The 20046-nt window shown below is 41.9% G+C and carries 11 protein-coding genes and 1 pseudogene; all 12 read left to right on the top strand.

The features are described 5' to 3' along the window. Positions 1–8 precede the first annotated feature (8 nt). The 12 genes and pseudogenes from AC6ESP_RS11350 (at position 9) to AC6ESP_RS11295 (ending at position 20038) form a co-directional block, all read left to right on the top strand. A complete protein-coding gene (locus AC6ESP_RS11350; RefSeq protein ID WP_497096836.1) occupies positions 9–155 on the top strand; it encodes a hypothetical protein in 147 nt (48 codons plus the stop codon). Next, positions 115–1038, top strand: a complete 924-nt coding sequence (locus AC6ESP_RS11345; RefSeq protein WP_497096835.1) for a diacylglycerol kinase — start codon at positions 115–117, stop codon at positions 1036–1038. The genes AC6ESP_RS11350 and AC6ESP_RS11345 overlap by 41 nt, the downstream gene beginning before the upstream one ends. A 590-nt stretch (positions 1039–1628) precedes the next feature. After that, complete coding sequence (rlmD, locus tag AC6ESP_RS11340) at positions 1629–3194, top strand: 23S rRNA (uracil(1939)-C(5))-methyltransferase RlmD (protein WP_497096834.1); 1566 nt, start codon at positions 1629–1631, stop codon at positions 3192–3194. Between the two features lie 410 nt (positions 3195–3604). Continuing rightward, the gene (locus AC6ESP_RS11335) at positions 3605–5152 is read left to right on the top strand and encodes a type I restriction-modification system subunit M (protein WP_497096833.1); all 1548 of its coding nucleotides are present in this window, start codon (positions 3605–3607) and stop codon (positions 5150–5152) included. Beyond that, a complete protein-coding gene (locus AC6ESP_RS11330; protein WP_497096832.1) occupies positions 5149–6342 on the top strand; it encodes a restriction endonuclease subunit S in 1194 nt (397 codons plus the stop codon). The genes AC6ESP_RS11335 and AC6ESP_RS11330 overlap by 4 nt, the downstream gene beginning before the upstream one ends. A gap of 13 nt (positions 6343–6355) precedes the next feature. After that, on the top strand, positions 6356–7537 hold the full coding sequence (locus AC6ESP_RS11325) for an AAA family ATPase (RefSeq protein WP_497096831.1): 1182 nt from the start codon (positions 6356–6358) through the stop codon (positions 7535–7537). Positions 7538–7548: 11 nt separating this feature from the next. Next, on the top strand, positions 7549–10653 hold the full coding sequence (locus AC6ESP_RS11320) for a type I restriction endonuclease subunit R (protein WP_497096830.1): 3105 nt from the start codon (positions 7549–7551) through the stop codon (positions 10651–10653). A 145-nt stretch (positions 10654–10798) separates the two neighbouring features. After that, positions 10799–10930: pseudogene (locus AC6ESP_RS11315) on the top strand (transposase domain-containing protein); the annotation flags it as partial. 558 nt (positions 10931–11488) lie between these two features. Next, complete coding sequence (locus AC6ESP_RS11310) at positions 11489–15904, top strand: endo-1,4-beta-xylanase (RefSeq protein WP_497096829.1); 4416 nt, start codon at positions 11489–11491, stop codon at positions 15902–15904. Between the two features lie 146 nt (positions 15905–16050). Further along, the gene (locus AC6ESP_RS11305) at positions 16051–17799 is read left to right on the top strand and encodes a sugar-binding protein (protein WP_497096828.1); all 1749 of its coding nucleotides are present in this window, start codon (positions 16051–16053) and stop codon (positions 17797–17799) included. A gap of 222 nt (positions 17800–18021) precedes the next feature. Continuing rightward, positions 18022–18861 (top strand): methyl-accepting chemotaxis protein, encoded by an 840-nt coding sequence (locus AC6ESP_RS11300; protein WP_497096827.1) that lies wholly within the window; start codon positions 18022–18024, stop codon positions 18859–18861. Between the two features lie 271 nt (positions 18862–19132). Further along, entirely contained in the window at positions 19133–20038 is a 906-nt protein-coding gene (locus AC6ESP_RS11295) for an NUDIX hydrolase (RefSeq protein WP_497096826.1), read from the top strand. Positions 20039–20046: the final 8 nt, after the last annotated feature.

Below are 20046 nucleotides of genomic sequence, written 5' to 3'. Positions count from 1 at the left end.
TGAAAAATATGAAAAATAAGCTACAGAACAATCATACGGTATCTTTCCATCCGGCAGCAGCGTTAATGGGCAGGCACAGAGGCAATGGATGGCAGCTAACCGATGTGGGGGCAGATGGAGATGTCATTAGTAAAAAGGGCAAGGCTAATCTATAACCCGACGTCCGGGCGGGAAGAAATGAAGCGAAGGCTTCCGGATATTCTGCAAAGGCTGGATCAAGCTGGTATTGAGACTAGCTGCCATGCGACAATTGGCGAGGGCGATGCAACGCTCGCTGCGGCAGAAGCGGCAGATCGCGATTATGATCTTATCATTGCAGCAGGCGGAGACGGTACGCTGTATGAGGTTATCAACGGGCTGGCGGAGAAGCCGAACAGGCCTCCTCTTGGCATTCTGCCTCTAGGCACAACGAATGACTTCGCTAGAGCGATGGGCATTCCGAAGCATTGGGAGTATGCGGTGGATCTGATTATTCAGCAGTATACGCGGCCGATTGATGTGGGTAAGGCGAATGAGCGTTACTTCATTAATATAGCTGGCGGCGGCTCGCTTACGGAGCTGACCTATGACGTGCCGAGCAAATTGAAGACGATGATCGGGCAGCTGGCCTATTATATGAAGGGCATGGAGAAGATGACTAGGCTCAGTCCGACGGAGCTCAGCTTCCATGCAGCAGGAGTCGGCGAGTTCCACGATGAATTCATGCTGTTCCTCATCTGCAACAGCAACTCGGTTGGCGGATTCGAGAAGCTGGCACCGGAGTCGAAGGTCGACGATGGGCTGTTCGATGTTATTTTGCTCAAGAAATGCAATCTGGCTGAGTTCATCCGGCTCGTCACACTCGCGCTGCGCGGGGAGCATCTGAACGATCCTCATGTCATTCATTTCCGGACGAATAATCTGAAGGTAACCACTCCGGACTATGTCCAAATCAATCTGGATGGCGAATATGGCGGCAAGCTGCCGTTCGAGTTCTCTGTACTGCCCTCGCATATTCGCATCTTCGCGGATGAAGCGGGCGAGTCGACTTATAAGTAGGTTGGGCAGTCTGGACATGGCAGGTCAGGATAGGTTAGGCCAAGGCTAGGCCAGGCTAGGGATCATAAACCTTTATATGCAGGCCGCACGTATGCGGTATACTGCTGTAGAGGTTTATTTTGTTTGGAAGATGGCTTACACTGATGGATAGATGATTAGCGTACAAGTTGGTACGAGCGCGATAGTATGGGTGGACAGGCTCGAGTGATTATGAAGGATTGTTCGGGCAGAAGACTCGCGTTGGGGTTAGCACGATGAAGGTTGTTTTTAGTACAAGGAAAAGGCTCAATGAAGGGGAAAGCAGCTGTTAGAGTGTATTTGATACAATGAAATTAGTAGGTTCTGGATATTCCGGGCTATAGGGTGATATTTGATTGTATAGAATACAACGTAGATCTATTGGATCGGCTGGAACGGTCAATTCTATTGTATGAAATACAATCTAGCAGCAAGGCTGCGGAGTAAAGTGTGTGCTTGTGCTGCGCGTAATGAGATGAATGCTGGTGAAAGGCGTCGAATCGTCCCTTTCCATGTGTGTATATATGCAAATAAAGATTCTAGTCTAGTATTAGGAAGAAGCGGAGAGAACGATGAGCAGAAGAAGCAGCAATAGCAGAGGCGGCAATGGACGGGGACGTGGGAATTCAGGTGGTGGTGCGGGTTCTCAGGTGAAGCCTCGGGTAGATGCTCCTTACCAGAAAAATGATGAGGTCGTGGTCGATATTATCGGCTTGACCAATGATGGTGAAGGAGTTGGCCGTGCAGAGGGCTTCACCTTGTTCATTCAGGGTGCGCTTCCCGGTGAGCGTGTGCGCGCGAAGGTCATGAAGGTGAAGAGCAAGTACGGCTATGCGCGCTTGGTCGAGCTGCTTGTAACAAGCGAGGATCGTGTGGAGCCGCCTTGTGATATTTTTGATAAATGCGGCGGCTGCCAGCTGCAGCATATGAGCTATGAGTCGCAGCTGAGCTGGAAGCGGCAGCATGTGATCGATTCGTTGGAGCGAATCGGGAAGCTGCAGGTTGCAGGCAGTACGAGCGGAAGAGCGGCATTTGCGGGAGCAGATGGCAGTGGAGCTGCTGAAGCTCAAGCTGCAGATGGTGAATCGACAGGGATTGTCGTGCATCCAACGATTGGGATGGAAGGGCCATGGCGTTACCGGAATAAGGCACAGGTGCCGGTTGGAGCAAGCGGCGGTGCTGGCGGTGAGCTTATTGCTGGCTTTTATGCTATGAACAGTCACCGGATTATCGATATGGACGATTGTCTCATTCAGGATGAGCATAATGATGAGATTCTTCGTGTGGTGAAGACGATCGGCCGCGAGCTTGGCATCTCGTCTTATGATGAAGAATCTGGGACTGGCTTGCTTCGTCATGTGATGGCAAGAACGGGTTTCGTGACGGGCGAGATGATGGTCGTACTGGTGACGAACGGCAGGAAGCTGCCGCAAGCGGAGCAATGGATTGAGCGGATTCGTGCGGCTCTGCCGAATGTGAAGAGTATCGTACAGAACGTGAATACGCGGGATACGAATGTTGTATTTGGCGACGAGACGCGAGTACTGTGGGGCAGTGAGGTCATCTATGATGAGCTCGACGGCATCCGCTTCGCTATCTCAGCAAGATCGTTCTATCAGGTTAACCCGGTTCAGACGGTTGAGCTCTACCGCAAGGCGGTTGAGTATGCGGGGCTGACCGGAACAGAGTCAGTCATCGATGCCTATTGCGGGATCGGCTCGATCTCGCTGTTCTTAGCGCGGCAAGCAGGCCGCGTGTATGGGGTCGAGATCGTACCAGAGGCGATCGAGGACGCGAAGCGCAACGCGGAGCTGAATGCGATCAGCAACGCCACCTTCGAGGCAGGCCCAGCCGAGGTCGTTATCCCGCGCTGGCGCAAGGAAGGTATTGTCGCCGACGTTATCGTCGTCGATCCCCCGCGCAAAGGCTGCGACCCAGCGCTGCTGGACACGATCCTGGCGATGAAGCCAGAGCGGGTCGTGTACGTGAGCTGTAATCCATCGACTCTGGCGAGGGATTTGCGCGTGCTGGAGGATGGCGGGTACAAGACGGTGGAAGTGACACCGGTGGATATGTTCCCGCATACGGTTCATGTGGAGTCGGTGGCTTTGTTGGTGAGGAATGGTACAGATTATTAGAATCATTATATTTACTGAGTTTTTAGATGTGATACAGAGTTTAAATGTTATTGGTACAGAGGACGAAAATCAGAATTGATGTAAAATTGATGTAAAATCGATCGGAAATAAAATTCAATCGTGTCATTATCAAGCTGTATGATTTTGGAGTTGTAGATATAAAAACGCCTGCTGGTGATACTGCTAGGACCTATAACATGGAAAGGAAATTATTCGCTATCTTGCGAAAGCATAATAAAACGAATATACAGATCATCACAGATGCCTTTAAACGCTACGATAGAAGAAAAGACAAGAACATTGCATTGCTGTGTGAATATGTAAGAAACTAAAGGTGGAAGGAAAACTTCAAACCTATTTAGAATTGCTTCTATAATCAATGTATAAGAAGAAAAATTGGAGGTACACAAATGTCAAGTGCAGCACAACGTGGTGAATTACAATCTCAAATCTGGAAAATAGCCAATGATGTCCGTGGCTCAGTAGATGGATGGGATTTTAAACAATATGTTTTAGGGACGCTATTTTATCGTTTCATAAGCGAGAACTTTTCTAGTTATATTGAAGCGGGAGACGAGAGCGTCAATTATGCAGATCTGCCTGATGATATTATAACGAAAGAAATCAAAGAGGATGCCATTAAAACAAAAGGTTATTTCATATATCCGAAGCAGTTATTTGCTAATATTGCGAAAACAGCCAACACAAATGAAAGCTTGAATACAGATTTAGCTGATATATTTTCTGCTATTGAAAGCTCAGCAAATGGTTATCCATCTGAACTAGATATTAAAGGATTATTCGCTGATTTTGACACCACAAGCAATAGACTAGGAAATACTGTAAAGGACAAAAACAGTCGTTTAGCTGCTGTCATTAAAGGCGTTGAAGGGCTTAATTTTGGTGATTTTGAAGATAGTCACATTGACCTTTTTGGTGATGCTTATGAGTATTTAATCTCTAATTATGCTGCCAATGCAGGAAAATCTGGAGGAGAATTCTTCACACCGCAGTGTGTGTCTAAACTTATTGCTCAATTAGCAATACACAAGCAAACAACCATTAACAAAATTTATGACCCGGCAGCTGGCTCTGGTTCACTTCTATTACAAGCAAAAAAACAGTTTGATGCTCATATTATTGAAGATGGTTTTTATGGACAGGAGATTAACCATACAACTTATAACCTTGCTCGTATGAATATGTTTTTACACAATATAAACTACGATAAGTTTAATATTGCATTAGGAAACACGCTTTTAGATCCTCACTTTTCTGACGAAAAGCCTTTTGATGCCATTGTATCTAATCCACCTTATTCCGTAAATTGGATTGGTAGTGATGACCCAACGCTTATTAATGATGAAAGGTTTGCTCCTGCAGGCGTATTAGCCCCAAAATCTAAAGCTGATTTTGCCTTTGTACTTCATACGCTTAGTTACCTTTCAAGTAAAGGTCGTGCTGCTATCGTTTGTTTTCCTGGTATTTTTTACCGGGGTGGTGCAGAGCAAAAAATTAGAAAGTATCTGATTGATAATAACTTTGTTGAAACGGTTATTTCACTAGCACCTAACCTTTTTTACGGGACCTCAATAGCGGTTAATATCTTGGTTCTTTCTAAGCATAAAACCGAAAATAAAACTCAATTTATTGATGCAAGTGGCGTAGATTTCTATAAAAAAGCAACCAATAATAACATACTTACAGATGAACACACTGAGCAAATTATGAAAATATTTGACAGAAAAGAAGATGTTGACTATGTTGCAAAATCCGTTGAATATGATGCAATCGTTAAAGAAGATTACAATCTTTCTGTAAGTTCTTATATAAAAGCAAAAGACATAAGGGAAAACATTGATATAAATGAGCTGAATACAGAGATAAAAACGACTGTAGCAAAGATAGACCAACTTCGTGCTGAAATTGATGACATTATTGAGGGGATTGAATCATGAGTAAGTCGAATTCTTTGGAGAAACTCCTCGAGGGAGTTGAAGTTGAATGGAAATCGTTGGGGCAAATAGGAGAGTTTGTTCGAGGCAGTGGACTGCAAAAAAGTGATTTTACAGAAAATGGTGTAGGATGTATCCACTATGGTCAAATTTATACTTACTATGGAAATTTTGCATATGAAACAAAATCTTTTGTTTCACCAACACTGGCAACCAAGTTGAGAAAAGCTCAGAAAGACGATTTGATTATTGCAACTACAAGCGAAACTATTGAAGATGTTTGTAAGCCTCTAGTTTGGCTGGGTGAGGATGAGGTCTGTGTCAGCGGAGAGACTTACATTTTTAAGCATAATCAAAATCCAAAGTATTTAGCTTATTATCTGCAAACCCCTATGTTTTTTGATTATAAAAAGCAAAATAGAACAGGAACAAAGGTTATTCGAGTACATGGAGATAAGTTGGAAAAATTTAAGCTCCCCATTCCCCCCCTTAAAGTACAAGAAGAAATCGTCCGTATATTGGACGCCTTCACAGAGCTTAAATCAGAGCTTAAATCAGAGCTTGCAGCAGAGCTTACAGCTCGTAAAAAGCAATATACCTATTACCGTGATAAGTTGTTGACTTTTGACGAGGGTGAAGTTGAGTGGAAGACGTTGGGGGAGCTTGCCGAAAATCTTGACTCAATGCGTAAACCGATTACTAGTGGTTTAAGAGTGTTTGGGAATATTCCATATTATGGCGCATCTGGTATTGTTGATTATGTAAAAGATTATATTTTTGAAGGGGATTTTTTGCTTATTTCGGAAGATGGGGCAAACCTACTTGCTAGAAATACACCAATTGCATTTAGCACAAATGGAAAAATATGGGTAAATAATCATGCTCATGTACTTAAATTTAAGACTTATGAAGAACGAAGATTTGTTGAGTTTTATTTAAATCATATTGATTTAACTCCCTATATATCGGGGGCGGCTCAACCCAAATTAAATCAGAAAAATTTGAATAGCATCATGGTTCCAAATCCTTTGCCTTTACAAAAAAAGCGTATAGTATCTATTTTAGACAAATTCGATGCTTTGATATCCTCAATTACCGAGGGTTTACCACGAGAAATAGAGTTGCGTCAAAAGCAATATGAATATTACCGTAATGCGCTACTTTCATTTCCGGAAAGTGAGGTAGAAGCATAGTATGGGAAAGAGTTTGAATGAAATTTCACTACAGTTAAAAGATAATAATAAAAAAGTTCAGCTGATTTACGCTTTTAATGGAACTGGTAAAACTAGGCTTTCGCGGGAATTCAAATCGTTAGTGGCACCGAAAGTAGATGGTGATACGGACCTAGAGGAATCAGAGGTAGTTAGTAAAAATATCCTTTACTATAATGCGTTTACGGAAGATTTATTTTATTGGGATAATGATTTAGAGTTTGATGCGGAACCAAAACTTAAAATCCACCCTAACGCATTTACAAAATGGATTTTTGAAGATCAGGGACAAGATAGAAATATTATTTCTAATTTTCAACATTATACCGATGAAAAATTAACTCCACGTTTTAATGAAGAATATATTAAAAATGAGGATGGGAATAATGTAACAGTAGGAGCTTTTACAGAAATAACTTTTTCGTATGAGCGTGGTAATGATGATCGATCAGATAACATTAAAATCTCAAAAGGAGAAGAAAGTAACTTTGTATGGTGTGTTTTTTATTCTCTACTTGAACAAGTTATTGATGTATTAAATGTAGCTGAACCAAGTGATAGAGAAACAAATCAGTTTGACCAGCTGGAATATGTATTTATAGATGATCCTGTAAGTTCATTAGATGATAACAACTTGATTGAATTAGCAGTAAATTTAGCACAATTAATAAAATCAAATGAATCAGACCTTAAATTTATTATAACCACACATAATCCTCTTTTTTATAATGTGCTGTGTAGTGAGTTTAACAATTCTAATAAAAGCACAGGTTACAGCGACAAGAAACATTTTAAAAAGCACAGGTTAGAAAAGAAAGAAGAGGGCACTTACGAACTAATAGATCAGCCTAATGATTCGCCGTTTTCTTATCATCTTTTTCTAATGAATGAAATCGAAAAGGCTATTGAATCTAAGCAAATATATAAATTTCATTTTAACTTTCTTCGAAATGTATTAGAGAAAACTTCCACATTCTTAGGTTATTCTAATTGGAAAGATTTGTTATTACCTATTGAAGGAAGTCGTGTTGCATATGAAAACAGGATTCTAAACTTATCCAGTCATTCAAAGCATTCAGGTGAAGAAATTGTTGAGCTCACAAATGATGACAAAAATGTATTAAGACATCTTCTTAGTGAAATTAGTAAAATATATAGGTTCAAAAAAATTAATTAAGGGGGAGTTTAATGAGCGACTACAAACCCATTGCAGAATCAAACAACTTTATTGTTCTAGATAAATATACCAAGATAGATCAACAAGGCAGTGGCTATCAAACAGAAGCTGATTTAGAACGAGAACTTATTCAAGATTTAGTAAATCAAGGATATGAACATCTACCAAGCGTAACTACTCCTGAAAAAATGCTTGCTAATGTTCGTGTGCAACTGCAAAATCTTAATAATGTGCAATTTTCAGAAGCTGAATGGATTAGATTTTGTGAGCAGTTTTTAGATAAACCCAGTGACAATCATATTGATAAAACCCGTAAAATCCATAATGATTATATTTATGACTTTGTTTTTGATGATGGACATATTCAAAACATTTACCTAGTGGACAAAAATAAAGAGAATATTTCCAACAATAAAGTGCAGGTAATATCCCAATTTGAACAGAAAGGAACGCAAGCCAATCGATATGATGTTACCATTTTAGTAAATGGCCTACCTTTAGTACAAGTAGAGCTCAAAAAGCGGGGGATTGCCATTCGTGAAGCCTTTAATCAGGTGCATCGATATAGTAAAGAGAGTTTTAATTCAGAATACTCTCTGTTTAAATATTTACAGATTTTCGTAATTTCTAATGGGACAGATAGCCGTTATTTTGCTAATACGACTAAACGTGATAAGAACAGTTTTGATTTTACTATGAATTGGGCTACATCAAAAAATAAGTTGATTAAAGATCTAAAAGATTTCACAGCTACATTTTTTCAAAAGAATACACTATTGGATATACTACTAAAATACTCTGTTTTTGATGTGAGCGATAACCTGCTGATTATGCGACCTTATCAAATCGCTGCCACTGAAAGGATTTTATGGAAAATTAAAAGTTCGAATTTAGCTAAACAGTGGAAAAAAACAGAAAACGGAGGATATATTTGGCATACGACAGGCTCGGGGAAAACGCTCACGAGTTTTAAAGCAGCTCGCTTGGCAACCGAACTGGATTTTATAGATAAAGTATTTTTTGTTGTAGATCGGAAAGATCTAGATTTTCAGACGATGAAAGAGTATCAGCGGTTTTCTCCTGATAGTGTTAATGGTTCAGAAAGTACCGCAGGATTAAAGCGTAACATTGAAAAAGATGATAATAAAATTATAGTGACGACGATTCAAAAACTGAATAACTTAATTAAAAGTGAAACAGAGTTACCTATATATAATAAGCAAGTGGTATTTATATTTGACGAAGCGCACCGTTCACAATTTGGTCAAGCTCAAAAAAATATCAATAAAAAATTTAAGAAGTACTATCAATTTGGATTTACAGGAACACCTATTTTCCTGGAAAATGCGTTAGGTTCTGAAACGACTGCTTCAGTCTTTGGTAGAGAGTTACACTCTTATGTAATTACGGATGCCATTAGAGATGAGAAAGTATTAAAGTTCAAAGTAGATTATAACGATGTACGTCCCAAGTTCAAAACGATTGAAACAGAAAAGGACGAGAAAAAGCTATCGGCAGCTGAGAATAAAGAAGCATTACTACATCCTGAACGGATTAAGGAAATTTCGCAGTATATTCTTAATAATTTTAGAATTAAAACGCATCGATTAAATGCGAATGGAAAAGGATTTAACGCTATGTTTGCTGTGAGCCGTGTTGACGCAGCCAAACTCTACTATGAATCATTAAATAACTTACAAAAGGGAAGCAGTAACCCCCTCAAGATTGCAACAATTTTCTCTTTTGCTGCTAATGAAGAGCAAAATGCTATTGGTGAAATTGTTGATGAAACTTTTGAACCTTCAGCAATGGATAGTAGTGCAAAAGAGTTTTTAGGTTTAGCTATTAAAGATTACAACGGTATGTTTAAAACTAATTATGGCCTAGAAAGTAAGGAATTTCAAAATTATTATCGTGACCTTGCTAAACGAGTAAAAACCAAAGAGATTGATTTGTTAATTGTTGTAGGGATGTTTTTAACTGGGTTTGATGCACCTACATTAAATACTTTATTTGTTGATAAAAATCTTAGGTATCATGGATTAATGCAAGCTTTTTCGAGAACAAATCGTATTTATGATTCAACTAAAACCTTTGGGAATATTGTTACTTTTCGGGATTTAGAACAAGCTACAATTGATGCGATTAAATGTTTTGGGGATGAAAAAACTAAAAATGTAGTGCTGGAAAAAAGCTACAAAGAGTATATGCAAGGATTCATTGATGTGGCAACGGGTGAAGCCCGCCGTGGATATATGGAAGTAGTAAGAGAGCTACAAGAGCGTTTTCCTGATGTTGATGATATTGCTACTGAAAAGGGTAAAAAGGAATTTGCAAAACTTTTTGGTGAATATTTACGTATTGAAAATATTTTGCAGAATTATGATGAGTTTTCAGGCTTAAAAGCTTTACAAGAAGTAGATGTGACTGATTCTAAAGCTTTAGAAGAGTTTAAGTCTACTCACTATGTAACAGATGAAGATATAGCTGTTATGCAAGAAATTCATGTGCTAGAAGAAAGAGCTATTCAAGATTATCGTTCTTCATATAATGATATTCGTGATTGGCTTCGTCGTGAAAAAACTGGAAAAGGGAAAGATAATACCTCTATTAATTGGGATGATGTTGTCTTTGAAGTAGATCTTTTAAAATCTCAAGAGATCAATTTAGATTTCATTCTTGAACTTATTTTTGAAAAAAACAAAAAGGTAGTAGATAAGGTTTTATTAATTGAAGAAGTTCGTCGCTTAATTCGTTCAAGTGTAGGGAACCGTGCGAAAGAAAGTTTAGTAGTCGATTTTATCAATCAAACAGATTTAGACAATATCCAAGATAAAGCAAGTATTATTGATGCATTTTTCTCTTTTGCTCAAACTGAACAAAAACGTGAAGCAGAAGAATTGATTAGTACTGAAATTCTTAATGAAGAAGCTGCAAAAAGATATATTTTAACCTCATTAAAAAGAGAATTTGCCAGTGAAAATGGAACGGAGCTTAATGAGATTCTTCCTAAAATGAGTCCTCTTAATCCTCAATATTTGACAAAAAAACAGAGCGTTTTTCAGAAAATCTCTGCTTTTGTAGATAAGTTTAAGGGAGTAGGTGGAAAGATTTAATAAATCAAAAATAGAAAGTGAAATGTGAAGAAAGATTCTTCAAAGGGTTGGACAAAGGAACTGAGAAGTATAAGCTGGAACGATAAAGAAGCTAAGTAAGATATCCGTGAAAGGTCGCTAGATCAGTGTAATGGAAAAAGCCTAAGAAAACGGGCTGAATCCGTTTAAATATCTGGTGTATTTGTTCGAGCAGCTTCCGCAGCTATCTGATCCGAAAGATCCAGAAGCGCTAGATAAACTATGGCCATGGTCGACATTACTACTGTCTTGCAGACTTCTTCTTGACGGTATAAGTCAAACCAGCATTCCGTCCAAGGAGCAATTTCAGTTCTTCTCATATGAACACCTCATTGTGACCAGTAATTGGAAGTGACGTAGTGTTATTCTATGTGACAGCTCCAATTCCTCTTTAAATGAATTAAGCATGTAGTATGTTTAGTGAATACAAACATCTTAGGTTTTTATATAACAGACTGCTAGATAGAAAGCTGCTGTAAATTTGCCATAAGGCTCTAAGCAAAAGCAGACTAACCTATTACAAAGAAATGAAAGACGCTGGGAAGAAATTTACCCAGCGTCTTTTTTGTCAGTTGGCTTCTTATTCTTAATAGATTCTCAAGTTTATCTGCGGCGGCCTAATCAGGGAAGGAAGAGCATTACGTACCACTATCATATTTCATATTTATCTGAAAAAAACGAGGATTCACCTTTAATTTGGAGTAAGATTTCTTTTTCGTGAAGTGGTATTATCTGGGGTGAAAGGAGGCTTGTTACAGCAAATTATGTAAGCGCTTCACGTTTTGTAAAAAAATTTGTTATGGGGGAATGCTTCAAAATGAGGAAATCATTTAAGCAGGTCGTTTCCGGGTTACTCGCAGCGGCGCTGCTCATTCCGGTCAGCCTGATTGCTCCGGCAGTTAACGCTGCGGATCTAGTAGCAACTAATTCACAAATTGTATATCAAGAAAAATTCCAGAATGGTCAAGGCAAGGCAACTCAATCAGGCGGTGCCCAGCTGAGCGCTGTAACAGGCAAGCAGTTTGAAGGCAATGATGATGGAGCAGCTTTAGAAGTTAGTAACCGATCCAATAACTGGGACGGCGTGGACCTCGCATTCGGTGACCTTGGTTTGGCGGCAGACCAAGAGTATTTTGTAACCGCTTCAATTTATGTCGATACTGATTCTAACACACCTGCAGCTGGGAAAGCCGTCCTGGAAGTTGTAACTAATAAGGGCGTTACTGGCTCAGAGGGATACACTGGAATTAGCTCTTCTGACTTCATTGCAGGTCAAGGCATTTCGTTATCTTCCGCTCTCTCCGTTACCAGTGTGGACAAGACAGCTCTGCGGATTAAATCTGATGATGCCGGAAAAGATGTTCAATTCTATATCGGGGATATCACGATCACCCAAGCAGAAGCACCTGTCCAACCTACTGTAGTCATTAACCAAAGCTTTGAAGACGGGAATTCCGGTGGATGGAGCAAGCTGTCTTGGGGGTCCAACGGGGATACTGTGGTCGTTGATGGCATAGCCTCCGAAGGTACGAAATCTCTGAAGTTCTTCAACCGGGTCGATGAGAAGGCAGTTCCTGCTCTCGGACTTACTGGCAAGATGAAATCCGACCGTAAATATGATATTTCTCTCAAGGTTAGACTCGGTTCAGGTGAAGGCGAGTTTCATCTGGCTTCCAAGGTGGATTCTGAAATATTAGCCGATGATCAGAAGTATCCTTGGCTTATAGGCAACAAACTTGTAACCGCTTCCGAATGGACTCTATTTGAAACCAAAGGCTATGAGGTTCCTTCTAGAACGAATGAGGTCATTATCTTTGTTGAACCATCAGGCAATACTTTAGCCTCGGATATTTACATTGATGAAGTCATCATTACCGATGTGACCCCTGATCAAACTTCACCGGAGGTTGTAGATACAACAGGCATCTCTGCCGACTTTGAGAATGGTCTGGATGGATTCAAAGCACGAAACGGCCGTGAAACGGTAGTCCTTTCCCAAGACGATAATCACACACCCGGCGGCACGCAAAGCTTGCTGGTTACGACTACAACACAATATGATGCGGCCTTAGTGGATGCTGCTGGAAAAATGGCAAAGAATCACGAATATGAGCTGTCTGCTTGGGTGAAAATGGCACCTGGTGAAGCGCCTACAGCACTTCGTATTAGTGTTCAATATGCTGACAGCGGCTTTGCAAACGTGTCATCGAATGCAACCGTGACAGATCAAGAATGGGTACACTTAACAGGTAAGTATACGCTCACCACTACTCCAAGCGTACTCAGTGCTTATATTGAAACGGCAAATAACGACGGCGGCAACCGTACCTTCTTCTTAGATGACTTTGTTCTAAAATATTTGGGACCTGTAGCTGCCGCGCCTCCGATCCAAGAAAATCTTCCTAACATCAAGGATATTTACAAAGATGAATTCCTGATAGGCAACATTGTGAATCCGTCTACCTTTGACGAGACTCGGCTCAAGCTTCTGACGAAGCATAACAATGTCGTCACGTTCGAGAATGATATGAAGCCGGATTATGCATATAACACTGACAGAGAATTTGATTTCACCGCAGAAGATACCCTTGTCCAAAGAGTACAAGATGCAGGCCTTGATTTGCACGGTCACGTGCTCGTATGGCATGCGCAGTCACCTACATGGCTTCATACGGCAGCGAATGGTGAACCATTGAGCCGTGATGAAGCTCTGACTAATCTAAGAACACATGTTAAAACGGTCGTTGAGCACTTTGGTGACCAGGTCATTTCCTGGGACGTTGTTAATGAAGCGATGAACGATAACCCGGCTAATCCAGAAGACTGGACAAACGCATTGCGTAATTCAGGCTGGTTACAAGCCATCGGCCCTGAATTTATTGAGGAGGCATTCCGTGCGGCCCAAGAAGTCGTTGACGAAAACGGCTGGGATATCAAGCTTTACTACAATGACTACAACGATGACAACCAGAATAAAGCTACAGCCATCTACAGCATGGTTAAAGAGATCAATGAGAAGTACGCCGCGGATCACCCTGGTGAGACACTGATTGACGGCATCGGCATGCAAGCCCACTACAATTTGGGCACTAGATTGGACAATGTCAAGATGTCGCTCGAGCGTTTCATTTCCTTGGGTGTAGAAGTCAGTGTCACCGAGTTGGACATTATGGCAGGCACCAACTCTACAATGACTGAAAAAGAAGCGAAGCAGCAGGCCTATCTTTATGCCCAATTGATGGATCTCTACAAGAACAACAGCGAGCATATTCCGCGTGTCACCTTCTGGGGATTAAATGACAGCACCAGTTGGAGAGCTGAGCAGAACCCAACCTTGTTCGACAAGGATTTTCAAGCAAAAGAGGCATTCTACGCGGCAATTGATCCTGAAACGTACATGCTGGAAAATCAGCCTGAGGAGCTTGAAGCCAAGCACTCAAGCGCTAATTACGGGACACCAGCTATTGATGGCTCCGTAGACAGTGTATGGAGTAATGCTCCTGAAATGAAACTGGATACGAAGCAAATGGCATGGTCAGGTGCTACAGGAACAGCAAAAGCACTGTGGGATGACAACAATCTGTATGTGCTGGTTCAAGTGAGAGACGATCAACTGAACAAGACCAACCCGAATGCATGGGAGCAGGATTCCGTCGAAGTATTCGTCGATGAGAATAACGGAAAGACAGCTGCTTTCCAAGACGATGATGGACAATACAGAGTGAACTTCGAGAATGAGGCTTCCTTCACTTCTGAGGCTATCGCCGCAGGCTTTGAATCCCAAGTCTCTGTCTCCGGTACAAATTACACGATCGAAATGAAAATTCCGTTCAAAAAGGTTAAGCCTGCGAACAATGCCAAAGTTGGCTTTGATGCGCAGATCAATGATGCCAAAGATGGCAACAGAATCAGCGTGAACGCATGGAACGATCCATCCGGTCAAGGTTACCAGGATACTTCCGTATTCGGTGAATTGACACTGACTGGCAAACCTTCCTCCGGCGGCGATGATGGAGGAGGCAACGGTGGAGGCAGCCCTGGTACTACTCCGCAGCCTCAACCACAGCTTCCAGGCAACGACGCGATCATTGTACCGATAGTAAAAGTCGACAATGGAACAGCCACAGCAACAGTTTCGAGCGACAGCCTGAATAAAGCCATTGAACAAGCTTCTCCAGGTGCAAATGGCAAGAAGCAGGTTACCATCGAGGTACCGAAGCAAGCAGATGTACAATCCTATGTTGTGCAATTACCAGCTTCAATCCTGAACAGCAACAATAATGTAGAGTTTGTGCTTAAGACGGACAATGCAATCCTTCAAATTCCGTCCAATATGCTTTCTAATATCACGGAACAAGCAGACCAAGTCTCTATTCAGATTAACAAAGTCTCAGCAGATCGCTTGAGTACAGATGTTAGCGCTAATGCGGGCAGCCGTCCGGTGATCGATCTAAGCGTAAAAGCTGGTGACCGTGTCCTTGCCTGGAACAATCCTGAGGCGCCTATAACAGTATCTGTTCCGTACACACCTACTGCACAGGAACTTGTTAATGCACATCAAATCGTGATTCTTTCTATTGACAATCAAGGACAGGCAACAGCAAACCCAAGCGGACGCTATGATGCTAAATCCGGCTCGGTTGTGTTCCAAACAACGGAGTTCAACACCTATGCTGTAGCCTACGTAACCAAGTCTTTTGCCGATGTGCAAAATGTCCTGTGGGCAAAACAAGCAGTCGAAGCGATGGCTGCACGCGATATTATTAAAGGAATTCCTGATGACAGCTTCGCTCCTGCTGCTCCTATCACGAGAGCAGACTTTATCACCTTGCTTGTTAGAGTACTTGAATTGAAGGGCACGAACACGAACACGGCAGCCTTCAGCGATATACAGCCAACCGCTTATTATGCGCAGGCCGTGGCTATTGCCAAAGAACTTGGTATCGCTTCTGGATTCGAAGATAACACATTCAAACCAGGCAACAGCATTTCTCGTCAAGATATGATGGTTCTTACGGCGAAAGCTCTGAAAGCTGCTGGCAAGCAATCTGCTGGCAACGGAGATCTAGCTCCTTACTCCGATGCAGCAAGCATTTCCACTTACGCCATGGATAGTGTAGTTTCCCTCGTAGGAAGCGGTATTGTCAACGGCAAAGATGGCAAACTTGCACCAGACGATGCATTAACCCGCGCTGAAGCAGCAATGATTCTGTACCGAATCTGGGAAATGTAAATGTAAGGTGTGATTGAAACAGCTGATTGAAGAAAAAGACTTCCCCCGTATATAACCAGACGGGGGAAGTTCTTCTATTAGCAAGTGCTTTCGGTTCGTGGTCTGATGTTTCTGCAGCTATGACTCTAAAGGAGGGCAACAAAGCAATGTCTGTTGGAGAAACCTATTCGTCTGATCACAACAAGAACGGATTCGATCCTAACGGAAGGATGGTCGCTAATTTTGGATCGCCTGTTATCGACGGCAATATGGATAAAGTATGGAGCAAAGCAATAGCGGTTACACCCAAGCATGTGTCAGACAACCTCGACACTTCTGCCGTATTTAAGGCATTATGGGATGATCATGCGCTGTATATTCTTGCAGAGATTAAAGATAAAGACTTATCGGTACAATCCGAAACACCGCATATGCAGGACTCGGTAGAAGTATTCCTTGATGAGTACAATAATAAGTCACAAGAATATGGTGTAGACGATTTGCATTATCGGGTGAATTATGAAAACTTCCAGTCTATCGATAACGGTTATCCCGAGCAGATTTATTCATCTGCGAGAAAGGTGCAGGGCGGATACCTAGTTGAAACAAGGATCGCACTCAAATCGAAGCCAGAAAATGGAAAAGTTATGGGCATTGAACTACAAGTGAACGATGCTAGAGGATCGGAACGAATCGGCAGCATGAATGTCTTCGATTCATCAGGCAACGCTTGGAATGATACAGGAAAGTTTGGAGAGGTTGTGCTTACTGGCAAGACCAAGGGGGATGTCAGCAGCGTGAACCCTTATGACCTTTTAAATTTGATTAAGAGTACAATCAAGATGGATTTTAAACTTTATAAGAATGCAAGTGTCGTACAAGATGCGATTATGACAGTCGTCTCCGTAAATGTTCTAGACAATAATAAGGTCACTCAAGAGCAAATAGATAATCAGTATGCTGCAATAAAGAATGCAATTAGTACATTGGAAATGACAGAAGAAGCGGCAAACGAGAAATATTTTGAAGCAATCCCAGATGAATATCGGGTGCAGAGTGAAAAACCGGGGACGATCCAAAGTTTAACGTACAAAGCACCTAATTCAGAGAACGGAACAGACGACAAGAGAGTGAATGTGTATCTTCCTTATGGATATAACTCCTCGAATACGACTAAGAAATATAATGTTTTGTATCTCATGCACGGCGGCGGGGAGAATGTGGATACGATCTTCGGCGGGCCTGGCCAGAGTAAAGAGCTGAAGATCGTTATAGATAATATGATTGCAAAAGGGGATATTGAGCCTCTTATTGTGGTGACGCCTTCCTTCTATGGCGGAACCAATGACGCTGCTACATTCCACGAGGAGCTAATTCATATTGTACTTCCTATCGTAGAAACCGAATTTAACACCTATGAAGAATCATCAAGTCTGGACGACTTAAAAGCAGCCAGAGCGCATCGGGCATTCGGCGGATTCTCCATGGGCTCCGTAACGACCTGGAATACTTTTGTACATGGGCTTGATTATTTCAAGTACTTTATGCCATTAAGTGGTGATAGCTGGGTGGTGGAGCAGAGAGGTGGAGGTATTAAACCAGTGGAGACGGCAGAATATCTCGCCAAGGCTGCGAAGGATGCCGGATATGGGCCGAAGGATTTCTATATATTCAGCGCTACAGGCAGTGCGGACACGGCTTATCCTAACTTGAAACCTCAGATCGATGCCATGAAGCAACTAACAGATATCTTCGTCTATTCATCGGATATGAAAAAAGGAAATTTCTACTTTATCGCAGCTGACGGCGGCGTACATGCTTGGTATTGGGTAAACCAGTATATCTATGACATCTTACCGGATTTGTTTGAACAGGTTAGCAAGCGTCGTATTGGAGTCACTAGCTTTATTAAGTGAGAAGTTAATGCTGGACTGCCCTCTCTTCCTTGAGAGGGTATTTTTGTTGATAAAAACATAGATGCTTTTTAAGAGCAATCCCTGTACTTTGGAACATTGCACGAAAGTTGCTCTTAACAATCAAATAACATTCATACTTAACAATGAAATAACATTCAAAAGGTACAATATATTTTAGAGTATACAAAGTGAAGTTATTATGATGAAAGAGGAGAGGTTTGGTTGGAAGCCACAGTGAATCGCTCTGAAGTGTTGGAAAGCATATTTCAAGCCGCACCGTTTTTTGCCCAGCTTTGCCGGGAGGAAGATATTGCGCTGGCTATCGCTGACAAAGAGAAATTGATATTTTATTCGCCAGACCGCAGTGATCCGCGGGATGTAAAGCCCGGTTCGCCGATCTCGAAAGGTCAAGGTATCGAAGTGGCGATGACAACCAGACAGATGGTCATCAGGTCGATTCCGAAGGAAGTGTTCGGAGTCCCATCGCGTACGATTGCCATTCCTATAATTGATGAGAACGCTGAGGTGGTCGGCGCGATTGCATTCGGAGTGAGCTTGGCTAGACAGTCCAAGCTGTCCGACCTGGCAGAGCTACTCGTCTCGGCCAATACCCAAATTACAGAAAGCATGAGCAATTTGCTGGAAACGTCCAAAGAGCTTCGGGAAGCGCAGGAATCTATGAGCAAGTCAGCGGATCAAACGAAGCAGGAAGTTCTTGAGACGACGAAAATTACCGATTCGGTAAAGAGGATTGCCTCGCAGACGAACATCCTTGGACTTAATGCTGGTATTGAAGCGACACGCGCTGGCAGCTCAGGCAGAGCGTTCCAGGTCGTAGCCAACGAAGTGCGCAAGCTGGCCGGAGATAGTGTGAACGCAGTAAAGCAAGCTGAAGAGCGTATCGGCCGCATGAGGGAGAAGGTAGAGACAATTCTCTCCAAGACTTTAACGGTCGATGCCACGGTGCTGCGTCAGTCTGCGGAATTCAAGGAAATTGAAGAGACGCTAGCCAGTCTGAATGACTTGTCGAATCGCTTGCTGGAAGCTTCGAGAAATTTTTAAGTTAGTATTAATACTAATAACCCCGATACTGATGGAGAGTTCGTACAGGACCTGATGGTCCGAAATAGTGAATTTGTTAGAGGGCATGCATATTCAGCTGTAGATGATATAAAGATGTTTTGTAAGTAATCACACTTCAGGAAGTATCTCTGAGGTGTTTTTTTATTAGGATGATCTTTTCCACGTATTGACAATGGTTTGTGAAGTTATATAATAACATTTAGATATTAACAAAATGTTATTAACAAAATAATAAAAACAGGTGATCAGGATGACGGAACCAATCATGCGAGACCGCAACGGGCTGACGGAGCAGGAATTTTTGCAAAGATATGATGCCAGCATATATGAACGTCCTTCGGTTACTGTAGATATGCTTATATTTACTGTTTTTGATAAAGAACAAGATAATTACCGGAAGCTGCCCGAAAAATCCTTGCAGTTATTGCTCATTAAGAGGGGTGAGCACCCTTATTTGGGTCAATGGGCTCTGCCAGGAGGATTCGTGTCTGTACATGAAAGCATTGAAGAAGCGGCGCAGAGAGAATTGAAAAGTGAAGCCAATATCGAGAACCTCTATATGGAGCAGTTATTTACATGGGGTGACGTGGGGCGCGACCCAAGAACACGGATAATCAGCTCCTCTTATATGGCACTTGTGGACCGGACGTCTCTAGATGTTAAGGCGGGTGACGATGCAGATGATGCGCGCTGGTTTGAAGTGAAACATCACGTTTTCCAAGAGAACAAGACGATTCTAGAAGATGGTTACGAGCTAGAGCGTTTCATAAAAATAACTCTGAGTCATGAAGCGGAGCTTTTAACCGCAACAGTGAAGATAACGAAGATGATTACTAGCCGGACAAGGAGAGTCAGCCATGAGATTATCGAGTCACAGGGGCTCGCATTCGATCATGCCAAGATTATTGAATACGCCATAGAGAGGTTGCGTAATAAAATCGAATACACGGACATTGCGTTCCATCTCATGCCTGCTTTATTCACGCTGTCAGAGCTTCAACAGGTTTACGAAGTCCTTCTTGGAAAAGAGCTTCTTGCTGCAGCATTTAGAAGAAAGATTGCACCGATGGTCACAGAGACCAATGAATCTACGAAGGATGCTGGGCATCGCCCCTCCAAGCTTTATCGATTTAATCCCAATTGGGAGAACAACTAACAATGTGA

The organism is Paenibacillus xinjiangensis (genome assembly GCF_059686975.1).
Note: the sequence above shows the minus strand (reverse complement) of the source record. Positions and strands in the feature narration are given on the sequence as shown.